The organism is Pseudomonas taiwanensis (assembly GCF_013393345.1).
Lineage (GTDB): Bacteria > Pseudomonadota > Gammaproteobacteria > Pseudomonadales > Pseudomonadaceae > Metapseudomonas > Metapseudomonas resinovorans_C.
On the sequence record NZ_QJRF01000040.1, the window covers coordinates 272592 to 298750 of the forward strand.

Consider the following 26159-nt stretch of genomic DNA (forward strand, 5'->3'; position numbering starts at 1 on the left):
CCGAGCGGGCTCGCAACAGCCCTCACCCCCGGCCCCTCTCCCAATGGGCGAGGGGTGATTCGCGCCGGCACCGCCCTGCCATGGCACCAACCCTGTGGGAGCGAATTCATTCGCGAAGCGGGCCGCAGGTCCGCCAATCGTTGGGCTTCGCATAGATCGGGCCTACGACTGCCCGCATTAGCCTCAGAGGGTGGTGATGAGGCGCTCGGAAGGCAGGCGCGATTTGGGCAGGTCGGCGTTGAAATCCGTCTCGCTGCGGTGCCCCAGGGCCACCATGACCACGCTGGTGTAACCCTGCTCGCGAAGACCCAATTCGGCATCCAGCGATTGCGCATCGAAGCCCTCCATCGGCGTGGCATCCACGCCAAGGGCCGCGGCACCGAGCAGCAGCGTGCCCAGGGCCAGATAGGCCTGCTTCTCCATCCAGTGCTGCAGGTCCTGGCGCTCGCGGTGCAGATTCACATACGTCTGCCGGGTGCGCAGTTGGCCGGCGCGGGCCTCTTCGTCACGGAAGCGGCCGTCTTCCTGCTCCTGCTCCAGAACCTGCGACAGATGGGCATCGGTCATATCCATACGGGCGCAGATGAGGATTACGTGCGACGCGTCCAGCACCTTGGGCTGGTTGTAGGCGTAAGGCCCTTGGGTACCTTTGGCCAGGCGGGCCTTGCCTTCGTCAGTGCCGGCGACCACGAAGTGCCAGGGCTGGGAATTGACCGACGAGGGCGCCTGCCGGAGCAGCGCCAGCAGCTCGTCGATGGTCGGCTGGGCAATGCGCCGAGCCGGGTCGTAGGCCTTGGTGGTATAGCGCTGGCTGGCAAGGGAAGCGGGATTCATGGTTGCACTCCGGGTTTCGGTGACGGTATGGGCGCGGAGTGTGACGGGGATGTGCAGGCGCAAACAGCGGCCGGATGGAGAAGGACTTTCAAAGGAAATACGAAAATGAATCACGCTCAGCGGTTATTTTCGTCGCGTCAGAACCTGTGGCTCAGCATCACGCCGCCACCGGCGTCCGGACTCGCATCGGAAAAGCCTGCCAGCGCGTAAACCTGGACCTTCCATTCGGCGTCGAGTCTTTGTGTCAGGAACAAGGTGAATTCCTGGATTTCGTCGCCATCGGAGGTCACTTTCTGTCGCCAGTCATACGCGGCGCCGACGGAAGTCGCCGGTGCCACGCGCGTTACCAGGCCCAGCGAGGCGAAGATCGGGTCGCGGAAGTCAGTGTCGGACGGATCGCCGAACTTCTTCCAACCGAGGGTGGCGAAGCCACTGAATGCACCGAAGCCCTGCGTCAGGTCCACCTGGGCCGAAAAGTCGGTCTCGCCGGTACCGAGGCAGTGATCCTCATCGGCTGTCGGCAGCTTCACCTTGCCTATCAAGTCCACCAGCAGGCTGCCGCCGTCACTGCCGTCCAGCAATGCATAGTCGGCGCTGCCCACCGTGTCGCCAAGGCCACTTTCTTCGCTGCCGCAGTCACCGGCCAAGGGTTCGCCATCCGGCCCCACGGCAGGATTGGTGATGCGCAGATAAGGAATGGTCAGCTTGTAGATCATCGGCCCGGTTTCATATTTGCCGACCACCGGGACGTACCAGGTTTCACTGACAGTCGGCGTTCCGTACTTGCCTCGCGAGTAGTCGAGCCCCGTCGTAACCGTGAAGTCATCCGCCAGGGCCGGTGCCGCCAGGATTGCCAACAGGATCGGAGAAATAACGCGCGTGACGGGCATGCGTACCTCATTGCGCTCAAGAGCACTCGGCGCCCCGGTCGGCCGGGGTTCCCTCCCAGATTAGCTGGCACTCCGGATTACGCCCCGGCTTTCCCGCACAGGTCAGGCCGCCTAATGGGGGCCGGACCGGTCCACCCGCTCCACCTCTTCCGGGCGTTCCACTGTCTCCGGACGCTCGACCTTCTCTACTTTCTCTACCTTTTCAGGCTTCTCGACCTTTTCCGGCTTCTCGACGCGCTCCACACGCTCGATCTTTTCCACGCGATCCGGCTTATCGGGACGATCCGACCGCTCGATCTTCTCGATCCGTTCAATTCGCTCGACGCGCACGCCATTCTCGAAAATCTCGATGCGTTCGCGGGTTTCCACACGGTCAGCGGACTCTCGGGTTTCTATCCGCTCCCGGCGTTCCAGCTCTCCGGATGCGGACTCCACCTCCCGCTCTATCCGTTCCCGCGTCTCGCCGGCGTCGTCGCGTCCGCTTGATTCAGTCCTCACCCGCTCCACCGAATCATGGCTGCCACTGCCGGAATTCCCGCTTCCATGATGTTCCGACTCCGACTCCGACTCCGTCTCACCGGAACCCGATCCACTGTGCTCCGAGCCGTGGCGAATGGAGCCGGCGGGGTTGTCTCGGACGAACTCGATCCGCTCGGCCTGGATGCTCCGCCCTGCCCCGATCACCCCGGCAACGCGTACGCGCTGGTCAACCGCCAGCTCCGTCGACCGCCCACCGCTGAATGCAGTGCCATGTCCCAGTTGCACGGTGAATCCGCCCAGCTCGACGCGATCGCCGTGCTGCCTATGCACCAGCCCTTCCACGACAACATTGCGTACGCGTCCCTCGAATGGCAGGCCCGGATCGACCCGGCTCTGGACGACATCCAGTTGCCGGCCGTTCCAGTTGCCTCGTACCAGCACCTCTGCATTGGGCGCCAGCCGCTTGTTGGTCAGGGCGAGGCCCTGCAGTTCGCCTGGCCGCTCGATGGCGCCGATGGCGCTGGCCTGGGCGAGCTTCGGTGCCCGGTCGATCCGGCTGGCGACGACTTCACCCGTGGCGTTGCGCAGACCGCTGACGCGCACCGCATCCCCAACGCGCAGCCCTGATGTCACGCGGGCGTCGCCGGCGATGCGAACGGGCTGCCCCATCACGCGCAGCGGCGCGCTCGCCGAGGCCACCGCCGTAACCGGGCCTTCGTAGGCATGGAGGATGGCGATGTTCCGTGCCACCAGTCCTCTTGCCGTTGCATGGGCTTCCACGGCTACTACCTGGCCGATGGCCAGGTGCCCAGTACTGGCCGGCACGCCGTTTTCGCTGAGTGGCACCTTGCTGTCGTAGTGGACTTCCACGCCGTTGACGCAGATCGAGCCGAAGCCGGTGATGGTGCCCACGATGCCGGTACCCCCAATGCCGCCCTCGTCAGCGGGTGCACCGGTGCCGCCTATTCCTCCGTGATCCGCAGGCGCGATAGGCGCCCCGGTACCGCCTATGCCGCCGGTAGCCACCGCACCGGTGCCGCCCATGCCTCCCGGATCAAGGCAAACGGGTGCGGCGCTTGCGGGTAGGGCCAGCAGCGTCCCACCCAGCAGGGCCAGGGTGCACAGGAAACGTGAGGCGATGTTCATGGCTTGCGGGCTGCTTCAGACCGGGAGGCGTCGGCTGGACTGCCTTCAGTGTAGAAATAAAGGCCGATGGTGATGCGTTGCCGCGCCTCGGGCTTCGGCACGTCGCGCGCCTCCAGTTCCGCGGCCAGCTGGTTGAAACCGATCAGGACCTGCATGCCTTCGGCGCTGACCGCCTGGCGCAACTGCTCGACCGCAGACGACGAAAGACTGTCGTAGTGGACGCTGCGTTCGAAGAAGGGCTCGCCCTCCTCGGTAAGGTTGTGCACGGCCGCGCACGCATGGTCATGCAGGTTGTGGCGGAAGTACGCTGCCTTTTCATCGAACCCGCGCTGGGGAATGAAGGCCATGGTTTCCAGGTGCACGCAGTCCTGCTCGTCGATCCGAACGACGCCCAGGCGCTGCCACTCGTCCAGCACCACGCGGGCTCGGATGTCTTTGCTGACCGTCGCGACCAGCCCATCGAAGGAGCATTCCCTCCCGCTGCTGGCGAGACGCGGTAAAGGCAAAGGGCGTCCGGGTTGCTTGCAGAACGGTGCATTGTTCAGCCAGACGCTGACCAGGTGCGCACCGAGGGAGATGTTTTCCGGCAGAGGGTTTTTCTCGTCGCCCGCGCCACTGCGCAAGCGCTTGACGTCCTTGCGATGGACGCCCGTGAGCAGGCTGATCCGGCTGTCGGTAGGGGGTTTGTCGTCCAGCCGGAATTCACGCTCGGCTACGTTGACGAAGATTTCCTTGAGCAACTCGGCGAAGCAGTTGTAGGTGACCCCTTTCCTCAGCATCAGCCTCACCAGCGGCCGCATGACGTGCTGGAGCGCCGGCAACAACGAGGGCGGGAAAGCGGGCAACTGCATTCAAGGTGCTCCTGTCGATAGGAATACTCATATGTTGCGCGGGTAGACGTTCCCGGCAGCCTGCCCTGAACGTCACCCGCTGTTATTGACGGTGCTGACTGTGCCCCCGTTCCTTCAGGCAATCGCACCGCCTATATGGCCAGGCGGGTCACACGGGCACCGGTGCCACTCCGGGTCCCGTGCAGCCTCGGGCTGGCCGCTCAGACTCCGCCCCGATCGTCTCCGACGTCATGGTCAGGCCCATCATCTGCGCCTTGGCCCACGCCATGTGCTTCGCCCAGATCGTGATCGGGGCCGTCGTCCGCCCCCCGTCCCACACCGTGCGCTTCGCCGACATCGTGGTCAGCACCATCGTCTGCGCCATGTCCGACGCCATGTGCCTCACCGACGTCATGGTCCGCACCGTCATCGGCACCATGGCCTACGCCATGGGCTTCGCCGACATCGTGATCCGCACCATCGTCGTTGCCACGACCGCTGTGCGCACTGCCCGGTCCACTATTGCCGCCGTGTCCACTGGCGGCGCCGTCGCCGCTGTGACCGGACCCACTGTGGCCACCACCACCATCACCGCCGTGGCCACTTCCACTGCCGCCTCCACTGCCACCACCGCTCCCACCACCACTGCCGCCGCCGTGGCCACCACCACCGCTTCCGCTGCCTCCGCCGTGCCCGCCGCCATGCCCACCGCCATGCCCACCGCCGCCGCCACCGCTGCCGCCGCCACTACCGCCACCGCCGCCGCTGCCTCCGCCACCACCACCGCTGCCTCCATCTTTTGCGTAAACACTGGAGAAGCCGCCGATGTAGTCAGGGACCAGAACGGTCGAGGCCGATAGAACGCCGCCAATGGCCAGCGCCAGCAAACACTTCTTGAGCAGCATGATGAACCTCCGAACGGAGTTGCGTAGTCATCTCCCTATCGAACGCAAGCATTGGAAAATGGGTTACCGCGTCCTGAAAAGCCAGTGCCCAACCCGCTCAACCCTTGCATACGAACCTTGAAGTCAATTTCAGAATTCGCATGCGTCCTGTAAGCCGGTTTGTATTTTGGTGTGGGATTTTTTCCCACGTCTTGAGGCTAGCCCCGACTGATCGAGTGTCAACGACCGATCATCCGGAGCTGCACTTGTAGGAGCGAGCTTGCTCGCGAAACTCTTGAGCCCGCCCGTTCGCGAGCAAGCTCGCTCCTACATATTGGGTCCGTGCAGAACCCAGGCTTGCCGTGCAAAACCAAGCGGAGCTCAGTGCCAACGACTGAGAATCCGGAGTCGTACTTGTAGGAGCGAGCTTGCTCGCGAAGCGCTTGAGCCTGCCCGTTCGCGAGCAAGCTCGCTCCTACATATTTGGTCCGTGCAGAATCCAGGCTTGCCGTGCAAAACCAGGCGGACTTCTGCGCCAACGACTGAGAATCCGGAGTCGCACTTGTAGGAGCGAGCTTGCTCGCGAAGCTCTTGAGCACCCTTTGGACGAAAAAAAGCCGCCGACAGGGGTGCCCTGCCGGCGGCGTGGGTCAGGCAAGTAATGCAGCAGGCCCATCCGGACCTGCCATTCCACCCTTACTTCAGGTCATAGCGGTCCGCGTTCATCACCTTGGTCCAGGCGGCTACGAAGTCGCGCACGAAGGCCTGCGGCGAGTCGGAACTGCCGTAGTACTCCGCGATAGCCCGGAGCTGGGCGTTGGAGCCGAAGACCAGGTCAACTACGGTCGCGGTCCACTTGGGTGCGCCGCTGCTGCGGTCGCGGCCTTCCAGTACATTCGAATCGGACGCAGACCGCTCCCACTTGGTCCGCATGTCCAGCAGGTTCACGAAGAAGTCGTTCGTCAGCGTTTCCGGACGCGAGGTGAATACACCGTGCTGGGACTTGCCGAAGTTGGCGCCGAGTACCCGCAGGCCACCTACCAGCACAGTCATTTCCGGCGCGCTCAGTTTCAGCAGTTGGGCCTTGTCCACGAGCATTTCTGCCGTCGAATCCTCGTAGCCCTTCTTCACGTAATTGCGGAAGCCATCGGCGAGCGGCTCCAGGGGTGCGAAGGAATCCACATCGGTCTGCTCTTGCGAAGCATCGGTACGGCCGGGCGCGAAGGGCACGGTCACATTCACACCGGCGTTCTTCGCTGCGGTTTCGACACCCACGCCGCCGGCCAGCACGATCAGGTCAGCGAGCGAGACTTTCTTGCCGGAGGCGTTGAAGTCCTTCTGGATGCCTTCCAGGGTGGAAATCACCTTGGCCACTTCAGCCGGCTGGTTCACCTCCCACGCGTTTTGCGGTGCCAGACGCAGGCGCGCACCGTTGGCGCCGCCACGTTTGTCGCTGCCACGGAAGGAAGATGCGGCGGCCCAAGCAGTACTCACAAGTTGCGAAACCGACAGTCCGCTCGCGGCGATCTTCGCTTTCAGGGCAGCTACATCCTGGTCATTCACCAGCGGGTGGTCGACGGCAGGAACCGGGTCTTGCCAGATCAGCTCTTCCTTCGGCACCAGCTTGCCGAGATAACGGCTGCGCGGCCCCATGTCGCGGTGGGTCAGCTTGAACCACGCACGGGCGAAGGCGTCCGCCAGTTCCGCCGGGTTGTCCTTGTAGCGACGGGAGATCTTCTCGTAGGCCGGGTCCATGCGCATCGCCATGTCGGCGGTGGTCATCATGGGTGCGTGGCGCTTTGACGGGTCGTGGGCATCCGGCACCAGGCCGTCTCCCGTCGTCCCCTTGGGCTTCCACTGATGGGCGCCAGCTGGGCTCTTGGTCAGTTCCCATTCGAAACCGTAGAGGGTTTCGAGGTAACTGTTGTCCCATTTGGTCGGCGTCGGCGTCCACGCGCCTTCCAGACCGCTGGTGATTGCGTCGCCCGCGATGCCACTGCCATGGGTGCTCTTCCAGCCGAAGCCCATGTCGACGATATCGCCGCCCTCGGGCTCAACCCCTACCTGCGCGGCGTCGCCCGCGCCATGGCATTTACCAAAGGTATGGCCACCGACGGTGAGGGCCACAGTTTCCTCGTCGTTCATGGCCATCCGGGCAAAGGTCTCGCGGACGTCACGCCCCGAAGCGACCGGGTCGGGATTGCCGTCCGGACCTTGCGGATTCACGTAGATCAGGCCCATCTGCACGGCAGCCAGCGGGTTCTCGAGCTGACGGTCTCCGCTATAGCGGCTGTTGGGTTTGTCGCTGGTGGCCAGCCATTCCTTCTCGGCGCCCCAATAGACGTCTTCCTCCGGTTCCCAGATATCCACGCGACCACCGCCAAAGCCGAAGGTCTTGAAGCCCATGGATTCCAGCGCGACGTTGCCGGTCAGCACCAGGAGGTCGCCCCAGGACAGCTTGTTGCCGTACTTCTGCTTGATCGGCCACAGCAGGCGGCGCGCCTTGTCGAGGTTGCCGTTGTCCGGCCAGCTGTTGAGCGGCGCGAAGCGCTGGTTACCGGTCCCCGCACCGCCACGGCCATCGGCGATGCGGTAGGTACCGGCAGCGTGCCAGGCCATGCGGATGAACAGCGGGCCGTAATGGCCATAGTCAGCCGGCCACCACTCCTGCGAGTCGGTCATCAGGGCGTGCAGGTCCTTGACGACGGCGTCGAGGTCGAGGGTCTTGAATGCTTCGGCATAATTGAAATCAGCCGCCTGTGGATTGGAAGCAGGCGAGTGTTGATGGAGGATCTTGAGATTCAGTTGGTTGGGCCACCACTGCGCATTCGATGGCATAACACCCGCACTCACATTTTTCCCTGCGAACGGGCACTTAGCTTCACTGGACATGCTTATCTCCTCTCTCTTTTGTCATCAGCCAACCAGTCTATTCAGCTTGGAATCCAGGCGCCGACCCAGCCAATAGGTTTTGGAAATGGCATTGATAGTAGACAAGGAATGTGAAATCGATACGGGCTCGGCCCGCCGGAACAAGGCCCGCGCCACCTGGGCAGCGGTGATATCCCATGGGATTTCAAGGGCTTCCGGGCCTTATCACAGGGAGTGCTGAACCTGTTCGGGAAGATGATGAAACGATCTTTCAGCCATAGCCGAATTCAATCGCCGGGCCGGTAAAGGCCCCCACCGATCAGACCTTCCACTCCCGCTGGCACTCCATCAGGAAGTCGACGAAGGCGCGCAGGCGCAATGGAACATGGCGCCCATGGGGATACAGCAAGGTGTAAGGGCGAGAGCGACCGCCGAACTCCGGAAGCACCTCCACCAGTGAACCCTCTTCCAGGTCCCGTTCGACAATGAAGCGATAGGTCTGGAACAGCCCAGCGCCGTGCCTGGCCAGGGTCACTCCGCCCAGCACATCGTCCGAGCAACAGTAGTTGCCGTTGGCGAAGATCTCACGCTCCTTGCCGTCCTCGGTGAACAACCAGGAGATACGTCGTCCACTACTGGGCAATTCGAACTGGATGCAATCGTGCTGTTCGAGGTCGTCGAGGCTGGTGGGCGTCCCGGCGCGGGCGAGGTACTCCGGCGTGGCGATCACGACCAGTCGCGCATCTTCCAGGTGCCGGGCGATCAGCGTGGAGTCCGGCTGGGCACGCACACGGATCGCCAGGTCGTAGCCTTCCGCGACGAAATCGATGTTGCGGTTACTCAGGTGGATGTCGATCTTCACGCCGGGGTGGCGTTCGCGAAAGCGGGACAGCAGCGGCAGGATGCGGTAATGCCCGTACGTGGTGGGAATGCTGATGCGCAATTCGCCGACGGGTTCGAGCTGTTTGCCCATCACCTCGCGCTCGGCTTCGACCAGTTGGGTCAAGGCTTGCCGGCATTGTTCGAAGTAGGCACGGCCGCCTTCCGTGAGGCGGATGCTCCGCGTGGTACGCACGAACAGGCGCGTGCCCAGGCGCTCCTCCAGCCGCGAAATCGAGCGGCTCACGGCCGCCGGCGTAACCCCTGCCGAAAGCGCCGCAGCCGTGAAACTCCCCGCCTCCGCGGCAAGACAGAAGAGCTCGATGCTGCCCAGCTGGATGTCATCGAAATGCCGTTTCACGATTCATTACACCGGGTATCAACTGAAGTATCCAAGGCTACATTTATCCGCCCATGCGGCACAAATATAGTGCGGGTGCTTCCGCTCAGCGAAGCCGTCCAGGCCTACCATCTGTTGGTGGCGAAACCATACCGAGGGCGCATCGTCCTGTTGCCCCGGTGTTCACTGAAGCAACTCCGTAGGAGCCAAAACATGCCATTCGTCAGCGTTCGAATCACCCGTGACGGCGTTACCCGGGAGCAGAAAGCCCAGGTCATCGCCGAAATCACCGACACCCTGCAACGCGTGCTCGGCAAGCGCCCGGACCTCACCCATATCGTCATCGAAGAAGTGGACACCGATAACTGGGGCTACGCCGGTATCACCACCACGGAGTACCGCAAGAACCAGCCGGGATGACCCGCCCGTGCCCTGCCCCACCCGGTATTCGCCGGGTGGGCAATCCATGACGTCGCAACACCACAGGAGCAGCCTGCATGTCGAACGATCTCGGTCACCTGGATGCGGCCCTCGCACGCTACGCCAGGGTGACGCTGCTGGAAGGCGCGACGCCCATCCAGCGTCTTTCACACCTGAGCGCCCTTCCCGAGCTGAATGGTTGCAGCCTCTATGTGAAACGCGATGACCTGACGGGTCTGGGCGGTGGCGGCAACAAGCTGCGCAAGTTGGAGTTCCTGCTCGGCGAAGCGCTGGCCGAAGGTGCCGATACCCTGGTCACCTGGGGCGGCCTGCAATCCAACCATACGCGCCTCACTGCAGCCGTCGCGGCTCGCCACGGCCTCGCCTGCGAATTGATCCTGGCCCCCTCCGCCGTGCGCACCGACGACGATTTCCGCCATGGCGGCAACCTCATTCTCGATGGCCTGTTCGGTGCGACCCTCCACCGCCTGCCGGAGGGCGCCTCGCCCGACGCCTACGCGGCCGAGCAGCAGGACAGGCTCAGGCAACAAGGCCAAAAACCCTTCTTCATGCCCCTGGGCGGCTCCAGCCCCAGAGGCAGCCTGGGCTATACAGCCTGTGCGCTCGAAATTCTCCGCCAGGCATCGGCCCTCGACCTGGAATTCACGCAGATCATCATTCCCAATGGCAGCGGCGGCACCCACGCTGGGCTCTTGGCGGGCGTTGCGCTGACGGGTGCTTCCACGCGTATCACCGGCTACACCGTACTTGCCACCGAGGAGCAGGCGCTGGCGGCTACCGTCGACAAGACCCGCCAGGTCATGCAGCTCCTCGATTCGTCATCCACTTTGGATGAAAGCTTGGTGAGGATCGACGGGAGCCAGCGTGGCGATGCCTACGGTGCGCCTACCGAAGCGATGCTTGAAGCCACTCGACTGCTGGCCTCCCACGAAGGATTACTGGTCGACCCGGTTTACGGCGGCAAGGCATTCGCAGGCCTGCTGGCCGCAGCCCGACGGGGTGATTTCCCAGCGGGCAGCAACCTCCTCTTCGTCATGACCGGCGGCCTGCCGGGGATCTTCGCCTACCGCTCCGCCTACGAGTAAGGGATGCGGCCGGGGGAATACGCCCGGCCGATTCTCTTACATCAAGGGATTACCCTCCCCCGCACGGAACTGCCGTCAGCCTTGCGCGCGCTCGATCGGCGCTTCGAGCGAGTCGCTTGCCACGCCATCCCTGCCCGCCTCTGGCAATGCCTTCCGGCTGCCGAGCGGAGTCGATTGGAAGCACACGCCGCTTGAGTTGCGCTGATTCTCGGTGGCGGCATTGGTGTGCACGGCGACACCGGCCAGGGAGAAGGCTATGGACGTCAGGAAGCTTTTCAGGGTTTTCATCGATTTCATCCCACGGAGGTCGTGGGCATCAGTCTCTACGGCGCGGATGCCCTCGATGTGTCGCACCGTGGCTACTTTGCACACCTGTGTAAGCCCCGGCCGCCCAGATACAGAAGCGTACAAATCGGCTCTCCAGCGCTCACGATATTAGTTACACCACGTATCAACTGAAACAAGGCAAAGCGGATTTTTCGACTTCAAGCGCATGAATATAGTCCTCCCCAACAGCGACCAACTTTCCGGACCCGCTGAAAGAAGCCCCCGACTATCTCTGCGAGGAACACACCATGAGCAAGAAAACCGCAATCATCACCGGCGCATCCAGCGGCATCGGCCTGGGCCTGGCCAAAGCCTTCATCGACAACGGCTACAACGTCGTCGGTACTGCCCGGTCCAGTGAGCGCCTCGAGGAAGCCGCCGCCAGCCTGGGCAATCCGGCCAGCTTCATTGGCGTCGCCGGTGACGTTGCCGATCCGGTCACTGCACGCAACGCCTTCGCCGCGGCCATCGAAGCCTTCGGCAGCGTGGAAGTACTGGTCAATAATGCCGGCTTCTTCCTCCCGAAACCCTTTGTCGACTACACCCCGGAAGACCTGGAAGGCCTGCTGGATACCAACCTCAAGGGCGTCGTCTACACGTCCCAGGTAGCGGCGGCGCACATGCAGCAACAAGGCGGTGGGCACATCATCAACATCTCTGCGGCGGTCGCCCTGCAGCCGAACATCAACGTACCCGCAGCCCTGCCGGTACTGATCAAGGGTGGCGTCAACCAGTTGACCCGTGCCCTGGCCCTGGAGCTGTCTCCGCACAACATCCAGGTGAACGCGGTGGCCCCCGGCATCATCGACACCCCGATGCACGACCCGGCCGCTCGCGACTTCCTCAACAACCTCGCGCCGTCGGGCCGCGTCGGCACCGTCCAGGAAATTGCCGATGCCGTGCTGTACCTGGCCAAGGCCGACTTCACCACCGGCGTCGTCCTGGCCGTGGATGGTGGCATGAGCACCGGCAAGTGGTAATGGCCTGAGGGCAGGAAAAAGGGAGGCTTCGGCCTCCCTTTTTTATGGGGACCTGTAGGAGCGAGCTCGCTCGCGAAAGATTTGCGCCGGGTTGTTCGCGAGCAAGCTCGCTCCTACACGTTCAGCGTGAGAGCCCGCAGCCGCCCCACGAAATCTCCCTACAACCTACGGCTTCGCGTCCAGTTCCCCGAGAATGCGGTACGCCAGCTTCACCCGTTCTTCGTTTGGATAGTTCTTGTTGGCCAGCAGTACGATGCCGAGCTGCTTCTCAGGCACGAAGGCCACATAGGCGCCGAAGCCATTGGTCGAGCCGGTCTTGTTGACCCAGACCGCCTGTTGCGGCGCCAGGGGCGGCGTGAGGGCCGTGACGGCATGACTTTCAAGGGCCATCTGGCTGGCATTGCCCTCCAGCAGCGTTTGCAGCGCCACCGGGTAGTCGTACTGCTCCCAGATCAGGTCCTGGGTCATGGCCCCCAGCCTGTAGTAGCCAGTGCGCGTGGCGTCTATCGCCTTCTGCAAGGCGCCATCCATTACAGCCAAGCCCAGGTTGGCTTCGACGAAATGCAGCAAGTCCTTGCTGCTGGTCTTCACGCCATAAGCTTCTGCCGCCAGCATCGCCGGGTTCACCCGTACGGGCGCGTCCTGCTTGTCATAGCCTTGGGCGTAACGCGGCATCGCACTGGTTGGCACGTCGATCCAGGTGTTGTCCATGCCGAGCTTCGGCAACAGGTCGCGCTCCATCGCCTGGGCATAGGGCACGCCCAGGCTCTTGGCGGCCACCACACCCAGCAGTCCGATGCTGGGATTGGCATAGGTGCGATAGGTGCCCGGGGCGAACTGCGGTTTCCAAGCGCGGTAGTAGTCCATCAACTGGCGTTCGTTGCGGACGTCATCGGGCAATTGCAGGGGAAAGCCGCCAGCGGTATGGGTGGCGAGATTGAGCAGCGTCACCTGGTCCATCCGGCTACCCTTGAGCGCCGGCAGGTAGTTGCTCGGGCTGTCGGTGAGCGACAACTTGCCAGTGGCTGCTGCGTAGCTGGCCAAGGTCGCGGTCAGGGTCTTGCTGATGGAGCCCACTTCGAACAGCGTGTCGCCGGTGACAGCCTCACCGGTGGCCTTCGATGCCACGCCATAGTTGTAGAAGCGTCGCTCGCCCTGGGCGATGACGCCGATGGCCAGGCCCGGAATGCCGTACTGCTGCATCACCTGGCGAGCGGCCTGTTCGGCGCTGGCGTCGATGGCTTCCGGCGCGTCGTTCGCCATGGCCTGGCCGCCGAGCAAGGCTGCAAGGCTCATCAAGAAAATCTGTGCGCGGCACGTTCCTGTCGGGCGCATCGAGCTCGTCCTTCGATCATGGATAAGGGCGGAAGAACCTACCATCTCGGGCAAGTCCCTCCAAAACACCTTTACCACCAGGTATTGCGCGGCGCCTCCTGCAGCCGCGCACCGGGATCAGATCAGCTTGCGGTCTTCCCCGCTTCTGCTCGTTCCTGCAGCAGCTTCTGGATGATCGCCTCCTGGTCCTCATAGTCGCCCTCACCGATATGCAGGTGACGGACACGCCCGTTGGCATCGATGAAGTAATGCGCCGGCCAGTACTGGTTGGTGAAGGCATTCCAGATTCGGTACTGATTGTCGACGGCCACCGGATGCTTGACGCCCAGGCGATCGATCGCCTCACGCACGTTTTCGATCTTCCGTTCGAAGGGGTATTCGGGCGTGTGCACACCGATCACCACCAGGCCCTTGTCGGCGTAGCGCGCGGCCCACTGGTTCACGTACGGCAGGCTGTTGCGGCAATTGATGCAGTCGAAGGTCCAGAAGTCCACCAGCACTACCTTGCCAAGCAGTTGTTCGTTGGTCAGCGGCGGGCCATTGAGCCACTGGGTCGCACCCTGCAGCGACGGCATCGCGCCCAGGTCTGGCAGTTGTTCGATGCTGTCGGCACGGGCGCTGCCCACCACGCTCTCCAGCATGGCTGGAACACCCTCGATCACCTTACGCTCAAGTTCGGCCGCCAGCCGGGAAGACCCCACGCCGGACAGCTGGTCAGTGGTGCCCGTGGCAATGCCGACGACCGCCAGCAACGCCACTGCACCGGCGCCGCGACGCAGCCATTCCACCGCGCCCAGCGACAGCTTCGCCCGCTGGAACACGCCACGCCCGAGGAAGATCAGCCCGCCCATTGCCACGGCACCGCCGAGCCCATAGCTGAGCAGCAGCAGGCTGGTGGAGGCACTGGCGCCGTTGAGCATGGCACCGGACAGGATCAATCCCAGAATGGGGCCGGCACAGGGCGCCCAGAGCAGGCCGGCGGCAAAACCCATCAGCCAGGCCGAAAGCGTTGGCGGCAGGCTGCGGGCATCACCCTGCAGGCGGTCCCCCAACCACACCCAGGGACGCGACAGCCAGGTGCCAACTCGCGAAGAAAGCAGGGCCGCCGCCGAGGCGGCCAGCAATACCAGGGCAAGATAGCGTCCCCATTGGCTGGCGTTGATCACCCATTCACTGGAAACCACGGCGAGGCTGGCGAGCACGGCAAAACCGGAGGCCAGCCCAGCCAGCGTCAGCAATGGCAACCAGGCGGGACCACCGGCACGGGAGAACAACAAGGGCAGGACAGGCAGTACACAGGGGCTGAACAGGGTCAGCACCCCGCCTAGAAATGCAACGAGCAGCATAGGCACCTCAGTGGCAGATGGGGCCCGGTACGCTCCGGGCGGGGGCGGACGCAGGGGGCATCCGCTGGGTACCCATTTCATGGCGGGGAGGTATCGCCGATGTGTCCGGTGCCGACCGGGATTGCGCTGGCAGGTATCAGCAAGGGCGGCGGATACAGTGGAATACAAAGGGTGGCGGGCAAGCGCGGGAATGCCCGATACACTGGGCGTCGAACAGCCACTAACGAGGTTATTCCATGGACCATGTCGATCACATCCTGGTCGTTGACGACGACCGGGAGATTCGCGAACTCGTCGGCAACTACCTGAAGAAGAATGGCCTGCGCGTCAGTCTGGCGGCCGATGGCCGGCAGATGCGCGCCTTCCTCGAGGCCAATGCCGTCGACCTGATCGTCCTCGACATCATGATGCCCGGCGATGACGGCCTGCGCCTGTGCCGCGAACTGCGTGTGGGTAAGCACAAGGCGACCCCGGTGCTGATGCTGACAGCGCGCAACGAAGAGACCGACCGCATCATCGGCCTGGAAATGGGCGCCGACGACTACCTGACCAAGCCCTTCTCGGCCCGTGAACTGCTGGCGCGGATCAACGCCGTGATTCGCCGCACCCGTATGCTCCCGCCCAACCTGCAGATCAGCGAAAGCAGTCGCCTGATCGGCTTCGGCAAATGGCGCCTGGACACCACGGCCCGCCACCTGCTGGATGACGAAGGGACGCTGGTCGCCCTGAGCGGCGCGGAGTATCGACTGCTGCGGGTATTCCTCGATCACCCGCAGCGCGTGCTCAGCCGCGAGCAATTGCTCAACCTCACTCAGGGCCGCGAGGCGGACGTGTTCGACCGTTCCATCGACCTGCTGGTGAGTCGCCTGCGCCAACGTCTGCAGGACGATGCGCGCGAATCCGCCTATATCAAGACGGTGCGCAGCGAAGGCTATGTCTTCTCGCTACCCGTGCAACTGATCGAGCCCACGACGTGATGGCCCTGCCCCGCTGGCCAACCACCCTGGCCGCCCGCCTGGCGCTGATCTTCCTCACCGGGCTGGTACTGGCCTACGGGATGTCCTTCGCCTCGCAGTTCTACGAGCGCTACCAGACCGGGCGCGACGTCATGCTCGGCAACCTCGAACACGACGTGAGCACTGCCGTGGCGCTGATCGACCGCTTGCCGGCAGAGGAACGTGCCACCTGGTTGTCACTGCTGGAACGGCGCAACTACCGCTATCGGCTCGATGCGGGCACTCCGGGCGAGCCCATGGACATGACCCAGCCCCACATGGCGGCCAGTTCCATTGCAGAGGCGATCGGCCAGCGATATCCGCTGCGTTTCGAAAACATTCCCGGCCCCCGGCCGCATTTCCAGGCGCACCTGACATTGAGCGACGGCCGCCCGTTGACGGTGGACGTCACGCCCGGCCCCATTCCGATGGCCCAGTGGCTGCCAGTGATGCTGATCCTGCAATTGGCGGTACTGCTTTTTTGCACCTGGCTGGCGGTGCGCATGGCGATCCGTCCGCTTACCCGCCTCGCAGAGGCCGTGGACCATCTCGACCCGGACACGCCCGGCCCCGAACTCGACGAACGCGGTCCCCAGGAAGTCTCCTACGCGGCCCGCGCCTTCAATGCGCTGCAAGGACGCATCGGTGCGTACCTGAAAGAGCGCATGCAGTTGCTGGCCGCCATCTCCCACGACCTGCAGACCCCCATCACGCGGATGAAACTGCGTGTGGAGCAGATGGACCCCTCCCCGGAGCGCGAGAAGCTGTGGAGCGACCTGAACGAAATGCAGCATCTGGTGCGTGAAGGCGTTGCCTACGCCCGCAGCATGGACGGTGCCAGCGAAGCGCTGTGCCGGGTCGACCTCGATGCCTTCCTCGACAGCCTCGTGTGCGATTACCAGGACAGCGGCCAGGCCGTGACCCTCGCGGGCTCCAGCGGCCTGCTGCTGGAAACCCGCCCCCATGCTTTCCGCAGGGTGCTCAGCAACCTGATCGACAACGCCCTGAAGTTTGGCGGCAGCGCCGAGGTGGCCGTGCAACGAGATGCACAGGGCAAGGTACAGGTGCTGGTGAACGACAACGGACCGGGCATTGCCGAAGAGGACCTGCAGGAGGTCTTCAAGCCGTTCTATCGCGTGGAAAGCTCGCGCAACCGCACCACCGGCGGCACCGGTCTCGGGCTGGCCATCGCCCAGCAATTGAGCCAGGCACTGGGCGCACGCCTGACTTTGGCCAACCGCGACGGCGGCGGCCTCTGTGCACGGCTGGAGCTTGGCGCTGCCGATTGAGGTAGCAACGTAGGATGGGTTGAGCCCGCGATACCCATGCTGTTTCTCGGAGCCGATGGGTATCGCTTCGCTCAACCACATCCTACGAACTGACCGTAGGAGCGAGCTTGCTCGCGAAAAGATCCTGCCCCGGCTGTTCGCGAGCAAGCTCGCTCCTACACGATCACCTTCGGCGATGAGACCGCACCGCAACGAAAAAAGCCCGCGCGCTCTGGGCACGCGGGCTTTGGCCTGGCCGATTTCGATCAGGGAATGTCGAAGGTCACCTCGATGTTGTCGCGGGTTGCCTTGGAATACGGGCAGAGCTGGTGAGCCATTTCGACCAGACGGGCTTTGTCATCGCTCGCCAGGCCCGGCAGTTCCACCCGCAGCTTCGCCGCCAGGGCAAAGCCGCCGTCGGCGGTGTTGCCCAGGGCGATGTCGGCGACCACCGCCACATCGTCCGGCAGGCGGATTTCCAGGCTCTGGCCGGCGCGGCGCAGGGCGCCAATGAAGCAGGCCGACCAGCCGACGCCCAGCAGTTGCTCCGGATTGGTTCCCGGTCGGCCCGAGTTAGGTGGACTCAGGCGCACGTTCAGCTCGCCGTCGGAGGATTCGCCACGACCATCGCGGCCACCGGTGGTGCGTGTCTGGGCGGTGTAGAGGGTGCTTTGCAGGATTGCGGTCATCAATGTGTTTCCTGGCTACAGGGAAGGAAGTGCCGGCGGGCGCCGGCATTTGTCTGCGCCTCAGATACGGGTGCCGAGCACCACGCCCTGGGCGCGCAGGTTTTCCAGCAGGGCCAGGCCTTGCGGCAGCAGGTCCTCGCTGTGCACGCCTATGGCTTCGGCCAGGGCGTGGAGATGTTCATGGCCGGAGCAGTCACGTTCCTGCAGGGACATGAGCAGCGCATGAGCAAGCGGTGCCAGGCGCGAGAAGTGGATGTTCTTGTCGACACCGCGCCGTGCCAGCACCAGGGTCGGTTGATCGGGCACGTCGTTCGGCAAGAAGTCGGGACCGATCTCGCTCACCGGCCACTGATAGGCCAGCGGCCAGGCCAGGCTGGACAACAGGGGAATGCCGTCGAGCAGGTTGCCCTCGGGATCATGGGCCTGTTCCTCGCTGTCGCTGAGGAGCAGCGCAGCTTCCACCCACTCGTAATGGGCCAGTTCCGCCAACCAGGCCGGCAGCTCGAGCGTGTCGGCGCCGCCCTCTTCCAGATAGCGGACGAACTCCCCGGAGATTTCAGTGAACAGCGGCGTCTGGCAGCGGTAATCGGCAAAGAAAGCCTCGATCAGGACCTGCCAGCGCTGCGCACCGAGGCTGGCGCGGATGACCGGGAAGCAGCCCGCAAGCAACGACTCCACATTGCCGAAGAACAACCGGCGGTACACCGCCAGGCGGCGCGGTTCGATACCGGGAGGCGGCGCGTTGTTCTGTGGGTCGCGCACATGGCGCGCCATGCTCATCAGCTGTTCATGCAGGACTTCATGCACGGCGCACCTCCGGCCACAGCATGGCTGCCTGCTGGCGCGCGCGAATCTGTTCGACCTCACCCAGCAGCTCCGTCAGCGGCGGGAAGTTGAAATCGCGTTCCAGCAGCGTCGGTAGCGCACCGAAGCGCTGGTAGGCCTGTTCCAGTAGCGACCAGACGTCGCCCTTCACCGTGGCTCCATGGGTGTCGATCTTCAGGTCCGGCGCTTCGTCGTAGTGACCCGCCACGTGCAGGTAGACGACCCGCTCCGCCGGCAGAGCAGCCATGTACTCGCTGGCGTCGTAGCCGTGGTTGATCGAGTTGACGTAGAGGTTGTTGACGTCCAACAGCAAGTCGCAGTCGGCCTCCTCCAGCACCGCACGCAGGAAATCGATCTCCTGCAGGGCCTGGTAGGGCGCGGCGTAGTAGGAAATGTTCTCCACGGCGATGCGTCGTTCCAGGGCGTCCTGGGTCTGGCGGATGCGCGCGGCGACATGGCGTACCGACTCGTCGGTAAAAGGCAGCGGCAGCAGGTCGTAGAGCTGGCCATCGTCCGAGCAGTAACTCAGGTGCTCACTGAAGAACGCGACCTTGTGTCCGTCGAGGAACTCGCGGATGCGCCGCAGCAGCTCACGATCCAGTGGTGCCGGGCCGCCGAGGGATAGCGAGAGGCCATGGCAAGCCAGCGGGAAGCGATCGGACAGGCGCGCCAGGGCGTCTCCGTGGTGTCCACCGACATTGATCCAGTTGTCCGGGGTGCACTCGAGGAAATCCACGGCACCGGCATCCATCGCCAGTAGCTCGGGCAGCAAGGCACGGCGCAAGCCAAGGCCGGCACCCTGGGGGAAGGCAGCAGCGTTCATGGGTGTTCTCCCGAAGGTGAGGAACCTCCCCGGCGGAAGGCACCGGGGAGGTGGATCAAGATGCGAGGATCAGTTCTTGGCCTGGCTCATCTTGGAAAACAGCTCGGTGGGGACTTTCTTGCCGTTGGACAGGTACTGGTTGCTGCGGAACTTGTAGACCTCGCCCTCGGACAGGAAACCGTCCTTGTTGGTGTCCATCGCAATGAACTCCGCTTCGCCCTTCGGTGCCACGGTCAGGAGTTCCTTGCGGGATACCAGGCCGTCGTCATCGGTATCGGTGCGCGCGAAGGAGGCATCGCCGCACTTGCCTTCGCCACATTTGCCTTCGGCCGCCTTGGTGTTGCTTGCTTCGGCGGCACCGCACTTGCCTTCACCACACTTTCCTTCGGCGGCCTTGGAACCGCTGGCTTCCGCCGCACCACATTTGCCTTCGCCACACTTGCCTTCAGCGGCCTTGTCGGCAGCGGCGAGCATGTAGCCCTGGGGCAGAGCCTCAACGGCGAAGGCCGAGGTCATGTGCATGCCGCCGGCCAGAGCGACAGCGATCAGGCCAATGCGGGTCTTGTTCGAGAACTGGGGGCGGGACATGGCGTTTCTCCGGATACGTTGCGCGACCAAGGCGCGCTGGGCTTGCCACAAGGGCTATTGGGACCCTGGAGCGAGGCGCCTGGGCTGGCCTCGTTCGGGTGTGGCCATTTCGCCTCAGCCGTGTATCCGTGACGTATCTGGAGGGAAAAGCATTTGTAAGCGACTCGATGAAGATCGGGGCCTGGATACATTGGGATACGTCCTGCACCTACCCGCGCGTCAACGGGGATTTCACGGCACCCGTTGCAGGTCATTCCAGCCCTTGCCCGAGCATTCGCCCTGACCTATTGACATTAAAGTTAACTTTAAACTTAGGATTCTGGCTCCGCAGAAGAGGAGCTACCGATGAGCCTGTTCGAACCACTTGCACTGCCCAATGGCGCCCGGATACCCAACCGCCTGGCCAAGGCGGCCATGGAAGAAAACATGGCCGACGATAACCATGCGCCGTCCGCAGAGCTGCTGCGCCTCTACCAGCATTGGGCCGATGGTGGTGCCGGCCTGATCATCACCGGCAATGTGATGGTGGATGGCCGCGCCATGACCGGCCCCGGTGGCGTGGTGCTGGAAACGGACAGCCACCTCGAGCGCTTCCGGTGCTGGGCTGAGGTCGCCCGCTCGCGTGGTGCCCAGGTCTGGATGCAGATCAACCATCCGGGTCGACAGACACCGGCCGCCCTGGGCCAGCCGACCCTGGCACCCTCCGCCGTGCCGCTGGACCTGGGCAAGTTCTCCAACCAGTTCCGTGTGCCCCGCGAAATGTCCGAAGCGGATATCAAGGACGTGCGCAGTCGCTTCGTCACTGCCGCGCAACTGGCCGAACGCAGCGGATTCAACGGCGTACAGATTCACGCCGCGCATGGCTACCTGCTGAGCCAGTTCCTCTCGCCGATCAGCAACAAGCGCCAGGATCGCTGGGGCGGTTCCATCGAGAATCGCGCACGCCTGCTCATCGACATCGTCCAGGGCGTACGTGACGCGGTGTCGCCGGGGTTCGTGGTGTCGGTGAAACTGAACTCGGCGGACTTCCAGCGCGGCGGCTTCAGCCCGGAGGATGCGCGCAGTGTGGTCGCCATGCTCAACGAGCATCGGGTGGACCTGGTCGAGCTATCCGGTGGCAGCTATGAAGCCCCGGCCATGCAAGGCCAGGCTCGCGATGGCCGCACCCTCGCCCGCGAGGCCTACTTCCTCGAATTCGCTGAAAGCATCGCAGCCATTGCGCGGATGCCTTTGATGGTCACCGGCGGTATCCGGCGGCGCGCCGTGGCGGAGAAAGTCATCCAGAGCGGGATCGCCCTGGCCGGAATGGCCACGGCGCTGTCCATCAATCCGAATCTGCCGCGGGAGTGGTCGAACGGTGGCGACAGCGCCCCTGCCCTGCGCCCCATCACCTGGAAGAACAAGACCCTCGGCGCCATGGCCAACATGGCGGTGGTGAAGTACCAGTTGCAACGGTTGAGCAAGGGGCGCGCTACGCGACCGAATGTTTCGCCGCTGCTCGCCCTGCTGGGGCAGCAGGTTTCGACCTCGACCCGGACGCGGCGCTACCGCCGCTGGATCGCCGGGCGGAACTGACGGCGTGCACGGGCCATGGGCGATCTCATGGCCCGTGCCACACCCTCAGACGGCAGCCTTGGCTTCCGCCAGATAGGCGCCCAGACGTCGTCCCATTTCTGCGCCGAGGGCCTGCAGGCCGCTCATGGGGCGAACCATCACCTCGAAATCGACGATCTTGCCCTGCTCGTCGAAGTGGATCATGTCGATACCCTTCAGCTCGCGGCCATCGACGTGTGCGCTGAACTCCAGCACGACACCAAGGCCATCGGCGGTCGCCAGCTGGCGGTGATAGGTGAAATCGTTGAACACCTTGAGCACGGTATTGAGGATGGTCGAGACCACCATTGGCCCCGGATAAGGGGTGTGCGCCATGGGCGAGCGGAACACCACATTCGGCGCCAGCAATTCCGGCAGCGCGGAAAGATCCTGCTGCTCGACCATCTCGTGCCAGCGTTGCAGCGAGGCAGCGGCCTGGGGTTGCAGGTTCAGTTCGGACATCGTCACTTCCTCTCGATTTGTTCTTCTGGAAGCCCGACAGGCACGCATCGGCGCAGCACTGTCGGGGGCTGGAAGGACGATACGACCCGGAAATACCCGGCTCAATGATCGAAAATGACAGCTTTATGATCCGGCCGTACAACTTGCAACGCGCCCTCAGTGAGTCGTTCGCGTCACCCGGTAATTCAGCAACTGCGGATCATCATCCAGGGCGATCTCGTGCACCGGCCGCTCAAGCTCGGCCAACACGGTGCGCCAGAACGCCAGGGCGATTTCGTCCTGCGGGTAGAAACGCACCAGCCAGTCGTTGGTTCCGCTGGTCAGCACCTGCGTGGCCACGGCGCGGCCAACACCCTGGCGCCGGTACTTCTTGAGGATGAACAGGTCCGCCAGCTCGAGGGCATCGATCCCGCGCAGTTCGCTTCGCTCGATCAGCAGGAACCCGGCGATGAACCCGTCCACCAGGATCAGGTGCGCGCTCCAGAGCGCTTCCTGCCAGTAGCGCGCCAGATGCTCGTCATGGATGTAGAAGCGACCGTCGACTTCAACGTCTTCCTGTTCCCAGTCCGAGGACTCGTAGGCGTAGAACTGATACAGGTTGCGGATCAGCTCCATGTGCTCGGGGCCGGTTTCGACCAGTTCGATGGCGCCGGTCATGGGCGCTCACCGTGGCAGGGTTTCGGATGCGAAAGGAAGGATTGAATCGACGGCATGGACATCTCGGTGCAAGGAAATACGCGGCGCATATTCTTGCAGAAGCCGAGGCGCATTTGTGTAGGAGCGAGCTTGCTCGCGAAAGATCGTGCTCGGGACCCTTCGCGAGCAAGCTCGCTCCTACAAATGCAGCGGCATCACGGACAAGTGCCGCCCCGCTTACTCCTCCAACTTCAGCAACGGTTTACCTTTCTGCACGATGTAGGTCGCCAGCTCCGATGCCTTGTCCTTGCCGACGTTCGTCGCGACATGGGGGGTGCCCGCGGGGATGAACAGGGACTCACCCGCCTTGAGGATGACGTTTGGACGCCCTTCCAGTTGGTACTCGAAGGTGCCTGAAATCACGTAGGCGACTTCCGCGCCCGGGTGGGAATGCCGGGGTGACACGACGCCCGGTTCGAAGTCCACGCGCACCTGGATGGCTTCGTAGCCGGGTACTTCCAGGTCATGCCGGGTGAGGTCCGTGCGGTGGATGCCGTTCTGCCAACTGGCCTGGGGCTTTTCCTCATGTGCCTGGGCAAGACCGGTGATCGCCAGCAGTGCCGCAGCGACGGTGAGGGTTCGTAGGTTCAACATGGCAGGTGCCTCCGGGTGAAAGATTGGGTGGCTTCACCCTATCCACGGCATCTGCCGACGTTGTGTCGGGACTCGGCGGCTTCTGAAAGCGCACGTATATGGCAGCGTGACGGACACACGAATATACAAAGTGGCTTACTCCAGCCGCTGTACCCACTCCCTCGGGCTGGCGCCCACCTTGCGGCGGAAGGCCCTGGCCAGGGCGGATGGGCTTTCGTAGCCCACCTCGTCGGCGATCAGCGCAATCGGCCGACCTTCCCGCAGACGCTTCTGCGCAAGGCTCACGCGCCAGCTCACCAGGTAATCCGCCGGCGTGATGCCCACCACCTCGCGGAACTGCGCGGCGAAGCTGGCGCGGGACATGTTGGCGGCCAGGGCGAGATCGGCCACTGACCAGGGTTTCGCGGGGTCCTCGTGCATCAGGGTCATCGCCTTGGCCAGACGCGGGTTCGCCAACCCTGCCAACATGCCGCCGGACAGTTGGTTGCTGTCCATCAGATGGCGCAGGAGCTGGATGACCATGAGTTCGAAGAGGCGATCGAGGACGGCTTCGCGCCCGCATTCGTCGCCGAAGGCCTCGCTGAACAGCCAATCGATGATGCCGGCAACGCTCGGCACGGAAGACAGGGGCAGCAGCAGGTAATCCGGAAGTGCCCGCGATAACGGGTTGTCGACGCCGCCGTCGAACTCGAGGGTGGCGCACACCAGCTCAGCGCCGTCCTCGTCGCTGGCGCTCATGCGGTGGGCCAGGGGTCGTCCCATCAACCAGAGGCTCGGCGCATCGACCACAATTCCCTCGCCATGGCTCGAAGCCAGCGTCACACGTCCTGCGCGCAGCAGGTGCAGATACCCGCGAGGGACATCGCCGGGGTAGGCGGCCACGCCGCAGAAGCCGCCGCTGAAGAAGGTCGAGGCATGCAGGCTGAAATTGCTCAGCAAGGACGACAGTCGATCCACGTGTCTCACCCTGGGACTCAGACGAGCTGGAGCTTTGCTGAGATGACAAGGGCGTGGCTCATTCAACTCATCCGCGCCCTTGCTCGTGTTGCCGTCAGCCCAACTGATCGATCATCACCGTGTTGGTGTACACCAGGCTGCCATCGCTTTCGCGGTGACCTACCAGGTGGAACAGCCCACGTTCATCGTCCTTGCTGAGAAAGACGCGGAACTGCAGGTCCGAAAGCGAACCGCACTCGCTGGGCGTGACCAGCTCCATGTGCGCCATGTCGGCATCGATCATCATGTCCGGCTCATGGGTTTGCTGCAGGTGCTCTTCCGCTTCCTCGAGTAGCAGATGATCGGCATTGTTTAGGTGGAAGTGCAGATCCCCCATCGGAACGGACTTCTCCGCGCCCTGGGGTTTGCACCAGCTCTTGATGGTCAATGTATTCATCTAGCAACCCTCCTGACTCGTGCGTTGCCACGCCAGCTGTTCAATCAGCAGTTTAGACAAGGACCACCATCTGGACGGGCAAGTCATCGGCCAAGGCCGCGTGCATCAAGGGCTACAGGCCTTCGACAAGAATCCCGGATGCTATAATTTTCCAGTGAAAGAACCCTGGATTTTCAGCCAGGGCTCGAGGATAACCATCGGGAATAACGCCATCGATTGCGGGAGGCGAACGACCACTTCGAACCAGTATCCGGAGGTGAGTCATGAATAGGCACTACTACATCAGCAACAACCTCGATGACCTGGAAACCCTCGAGTCCGAACTCGAGGCCAATGGCATCAATACCGAGCAGATCCATGTCCTGAGCGACAAGGACGCCGACGTCGAACAGCACCATCTCCATGATGTGAATTCCTTCATGAAGCAGGATGTCGTCCACTCCGGCGAGATTGGCGCGCTGATCGGCGTACCACTGGCCGCGCTGGTGCTCCTGGGCGCCTGGCTGGCGGGCTGGACCGACACACCGGCAGGATGGGTACCCTTCGTTTTCCTTGCGGTGGTCATCTTGGGCTTCTGCATCTGGGAAGGCGGCTTCTTCGGCATCCAGGTACCCAATGCACACTTCCGCAACCTGAAGGAGAAGGTCAAGGAAGGCGAGCACATCTTCTTCGTGGATGTGGACCCGGATCAGGAATCCGTGCTCGACCGGGTCATCAATCACCACCCGCAGCTCCGGCTCGCCGGCACCGGCTCCGCCTCGCCGCACTGGATCGTTTCCTGGCTGCATCGGTGGCATCAGTTCAAGCGGACCATCTAGGCCCTGGGAGAGGGATTCCCCTACGCAGCCTCTGTAGGAGCGAATTCATTCGCGAAATGACGAGGCACGGAGCCAGCCGATAGCAGCCCTCACCCCAACCCTCTCCCAGAGGGAGAGGGGGCTGCCCGTGCCCGGGTTCGGTCCTGTGGGGGCGATTTCAATCGCCAAGCAGGACGCAGTCCTGCCGTAGGTTGGTCCGAGGAACGAGGCCCAACATTGCGGTACCGCGTGTGTGGTTACGACGCTTGGTGGATGAAAAAAGCGTCATCCACCCTACGGGCCAGCTTCGCTGGCCAATCGCAAATGAATTCGCTCCCACAAATGGATCGGCGCAGTCCTGTAGGGGCGAATTCATTCGCCAAGCAGGACGCAGTCCTGCCGCGAATCGTTGGGTTTCGATTCGCTCTACCGCAACCTACTGCCCCAGGAACGTTCCACGTGTGAAGAGCACGTAATCCGCCTCGGCGGCCATCAGCCCCACCAGCACCAGCAGGCACAGCGGCGGCACCAGGATGGCGTAGACCAGTGCCAGGCGCTCCCATGCCATGTGCATGAAGATCGAGACGATCAGACCTGCCTTCAACAGCATCAGGATGATGATCATCGACCAGCGGAAATACCCGGTGAAGTGGAAGTAGTCCACCAGGTAGGACAGGGTACTGAGGATGAACAGCAGCCCCCAGATCTTCAGGTACAGGCTGATCGGATGTTGTTGACCCTGTGCGTGCGCCATCTGATTTCTCCCCT

General features: G+C 63.3%; 27 protein-coding genes. 8 read left to right on the plus strand and 19 right to left on the minus strand.

The features are described 5' to 3' along the window. Window positions 1–183 precede the first annotated feature (183 nt). The 4 genes from nfsB to DM872_RS07230 all read right to left on the minus strand — a co-directional run bounded on the left by nfsB (window position 184) and on the right by DM872_RS07230 (window position 4201). The gene (gene nfsB / locus DM872_RS07215; RefSeq protein WP_179058818.1) at window positions 184–834 is read right to left on the minus strand and encodes an oxygen-insensitive NAD(P)H nitroreductase; all 651 of its coding nucleotides are present in this window, start codon (window positions 832–834) and stop codon (window positions 184–186) included. Window positions 835–971: 137 nt separating this feature from the next. Then, the gene (locus tag DM872_RS07220) at window positions 972–1724 is read right to left on the minus strand and encodes a hypothetical protein (RefSeq protein ID WP_179058819.1); all 753 of its coding nucleotides are present in this window, start codon (window positions 1722–1724) and stop codon (window positions 972–974) included. A gap of 111 nt (window positions 1725–1835) precedes the next feature. Next, a complete protein-coding gene (locus tag DM872_RS07225) occupies window positions 1836–3350 on the minus strand; it encodes a DUF5666 domain-containing protein (RefSeq protein ID WP_179058820.1) in 1515 nt (504 codons plus the stop codon). Next, window positions 3347–4201: a DUF6502 family protein gene (locus tag DM872_RS07230; RefSeq protein ID WP_179058821.1), complete on the minus strand. Its 855-nt coding sequence runs from the start codon at window positions 4199–4201 to the stop codon at window positions 3347–3349. Before DM872_RS07230 ends, DM872_RS07225 begins: the two co-directional genes overlap by 4 nt. Before the next feature lie 230 nt (window positions 4202–4431). On the opposite strand from DM872_RS07230, the gene DM872_RS30865 reads away from it, so the two are divergent. Continuing rightward, window positions 4432–5040, plus strand: a complete 609-nt coding sequence (locus DM872_RS30865; protein WP_179058822.1) for a hypothetical protein — start codon at window positions 4432–4434, stop codon at window positions 5038–5040. Between the two features lie 720 nt (window positions 5041–5760). Here the strand turns inward: DM872_RS30865 and katG are convergent. Continuing rightward, a complete protein-coding gene (gene katG, locus DM872_RS07240) occupies window positions 5761–7956 on the minus strand; it encodes a catalase/peroxidase HPI (RefSeq protein ID WP_179058823.1) in 2196 nt (731 codons plus the stop codon). A gap of 298 nt (window positions 7957–8254) precedes the next feature. Next, window positions 8255–9175: a LysR family transcriptional regulator gene (locus DM872_RS07245; protein ID WP_179058824.1), complete on the minus strand. Its 921-nt coding sequence runs from the start codon at window positions 9173–9175 to the stop codon at window positions 8255–8257. A gap of 192 nt (window positions 9176–9367) precedes the next feature. Here DM872_RS07245 and DM872_RS07250 point away from each other — a divergent pair, with 192 nt between their 5' ends. Together DM872_RS07250 and DM872_RS07255 are read left to right on the plus strand one after the other, a co-directional pair. Next, window positions 9368–9574 (plus strand): tautomerase family protein, encoded by a 207-nt coding sequence (locus DM872_RS07250; RefSeq protein ID WP_077521251.1) that lies wholly within the window; start codon window positions 9368–9370, stop codon window positions 9572–9574. A 77-nt stretch (window positions 9575–9651) separates the two neighbouring features. Next, complete coding sequence (locus DM872_RS07255) at window positions 9652–10680, plus strand: D-cysteine desulfhydrase family protein (protein ID WP_179058825.1); 1029 nt, start codon at window positions 9652–9654, stop codon at window positions 10678–10680. Between the two features lie 75 nt (window positions 10681–10755). On the opposite strand, the gene DM872_RS07260 is transcribed toward DM872_RS07255, so the two are convergent. Further along, window positions 10756–10968 (minus strand): hypothetical protein, encoded by a 213-nt coding sequence (locus DM872_RS07260; RefSeq protein WP_179058826.1) that lies wholly within the window; start codon window positions 10966–10968, stop codon window positions 10756–10758. Window positions 10969–11255: 287 nt separating this feature from the next. Here DM872_RS07260 and DM872_RS07265 point away from each other — a divergent pair, with 287 nt between their 5' ends. Beyond that, complete coding sequence (locus DM872_RS07265; RefSeq protein ID WP_179058827.1) at window positions 11256–11987, plus strand: SDR family NAD(P)-dependent oxidoreductase; 732 nt, start codon at window positions 11256–11258, stop codon at window positions 11985–11987. A gap of 165 nt (window positions 11988–12152) precedes the next feature. Here DM872_RS07265 and ampC read toward each other — a convergent pair whose 3' ends face one another. Next, on the minus strand, window positions 12153–13283 hold the full coding sequence (ampC, locus tag DM872_RS07270) for a class C beta-lactamase (protein WP_444860446.1): 1131 nt from the start codon (window positions 13281–13283) through the stop codon (window positions 12153–12155). A 161-nt stretch (window positions 13284–13444) separates the two neighbouring features. Next, window positions 13445–14668 (minus strand): cytochrome c biogenesis protein DipZ, encoded by a 1224-nt coding sequence (locus tag DM872_RS07275; RefSeq protein WP_179058829.1) that lies wholly within the window; start codon window positions 14666–14668, stop codon window positions 13445–13447. Between the two features lie 236 nt (window positions 14669–14904). Between DM872_RS07275 and DM872_RS07280 the strand changes: the two genes are divergently transcribed. Together DM872_RS07280 and DM872_RS07285 are read left to right on the plus strand one after the other, a co-directional pair. Then, window positions 14905–15645: a response regulator gene (locus tag DM872_RS07280; protein ID WP_179058830.1), complete on the plus strand. Its 741-nt coding sequence runs from the start codon at window positions 14905–14907 to the stop codon at window positions 15643–15645. Continuing rightward, the gene (locus DM872_RS07285; protein ID WP_179058913.1) at window positions 15645–16952 is read left to right on the plus strand and encodes a sensor histidine kinase; all 1308 of its coding nucleotides are present in this window, start codon (window positions 15645–15647) and stop codon (window positions 16950–16952) included. The genes DM872_RS07280 and DM872_RS07285 overlap by 1 nt, the downstream gene beginning before the upstream one ends. 245 nt (window positions 16953–17197) lie before the next feature. On the opposite strand, the gene DM872_RS07290 is transcribed toward DM872_RS07285, so the two are convergent. From DM872_RS07290 to DM872_RS07305, 4 genes are all read right to left on the minus strand, one after another. Continuing rightward, window positions 17198–17620 carry an organic hydroperoxide resistance protein gene (locus tag DM872_RS07290; RefSeq protein ID WP_179058831.1) on the minus strand — a complete coding sequence of 141 codons (423 nt, stop codon included), beginning with the start codon at window positions 17618–17620 and terminating at the stop codon, window positions 17198–17200. 60 nt (window positions 17621–17680) lie between these two features. Beyond that, window positions 17681–18427 carry an HvfC family RiPP maturation protein gene (locus tag DM872_RS07295; protein WP_179058832.1) on the minus strand — a complete coding sequence of 249 codons (747 nt, stop codon included), beginning with the start codon at window positions 18425–18427 and terminating at the stop codon, window positions 17681–17683. After that, window positions 18420–19268 carry an HvfB family MNIO-type RiPP peptide maturase gene (locus tag DM872_RS07300; RefSeq protein ID WP_179058833.1) on the minus strand — a complete coding sequence of 283 codons (849 nt, stop codon included), beginning with the start codon at window positions 19266–19268 and terminating at the stop codon, window positions 18420–18422. The genes DM872_RS07295 and DM872_RS07300 overlap by 8 nt, the downstream gene beginning before the upstream one ends. Window positions 19269–19337: 69 nt before the next feature. Further along, window positions 19338–19856, minus strand: a complete 519-nt coding sequence (locus DM872_RS07305) for an HvfA family oxazolone/thioamide-modified RiPP metallophore (protein WP_179058834.1) — start codon at window positions 19854–19856, stop codon at window positions 19338–19340. Between the two features lie 345 nt (window positions 19857–20201). On the opposite strand from DM872_RS07305, the gene DM872_RS07310 reads away from it, so the two are divergent. After that, window positions 20202–21431, plus strand: a complete 1230-nt coding sequence (locus DM872_RS07310) for an NADH:flavin oxidoreductase/NADH oxidase family protein (RefSeq protein WP_179058835.1) — start codon at window positions 20202–20204, stop codon at window positions 21429–21431. A 45-nt stretch (window positions 21432–21476) separates the two neighbouring features. Here DM872_RS07310 and DM872_RS07315 read toward each other — a convergent pair whose 3' ends face one another. The 5 genes from DM872_RS07315 to DM872_RS07335 form a co-directional block, all read right to left on the minus strand. Next, window positions 21477–21911 (minus strand): nuclear transport factor 2 family protein, encoded by a 435-nt coding sequence (locus tag DM872_RS07315; RefSeq protein ID WP_179058836.1) that lies wholly within the window; start codon window positions 21909–21911, stop codon window positions 21477–21479. A 156-nt stretch (window positions 21912–22067) separates the two neighbouring features. Further along, window positions 22068–22568 (minus strand): GNAT family N-acetyltransferase, encoded by a 501-nt coding sequence (locus tag DM872_RS07320; RefSeq protein WP_179058837.1) that lies wholly within the window; start codon window positions 22566–22568, stop codon window positions 22068–22070. Between the two features lie 216 nt (window positions 22569–22784). Then, a complete protein-coding gene (locus DM872_RS07325; protein WP_179058838.1) occupies window positions 22785–23201 on the minus strand; it encodes a cupin domain-containing protein in 417 nt (138 codons plus the stop codon). A 135-nt stretch (window positions 23202–23336) separates the two neighbouring features. Beyond that, window positions 23337–24158, minus strand: a complete 822-nt coding sequence (locus tag DM872_RS07330) for an AraC family transcriptional regulator (protein WP_179058839.1) — start codon at window positions 24156–24158, stop codon at window positions 23337–23339. A gap of 94 nt (window positions 24159–24252) precedes the next feature. Beyond that, window positions 24253–24594, minus strand: a complete 342-nt coding sequence (locus DM872_RS07335) for a hypothetical protein (protein WP_179058840.1) — start codon at window positions 24592–24594, stop codon at window positions 24253–24255. 263 nt (window positions 24595–24857) lie between these two features. Here DM872_RS07335 and DM872_RS07340 point away from each other — a divergent pair, with 263 nt between their 5' ends. Beyond that, on the plus strand, window positions 24858–25412 hold the full coding sequence (locus tag DM872_RS07340; protein WP_179058841.1) for a magnesium transporter: 555 nt from the start codon (window positions 24858–24860) through the stop codon (window positions 25410–25412). A 415-nt stretch (window positions 25413–25827) separates the two neighbouring features. Here the strand turns inward: DM872_RS07340 and DM872_RS07345 are convergent, their stop codons facing one another. Then, entirely contained in the window at window positions 25828–26145 is a 318-nt protein-coding gene (locus DM872_RS07345) for a cytochrome C oxidase subunit IV family protein (protein WP_179058842.1), read from the minus strand. Between the last annotated feature and the right edge of the window lie 14 nt (window positions 26146–26159).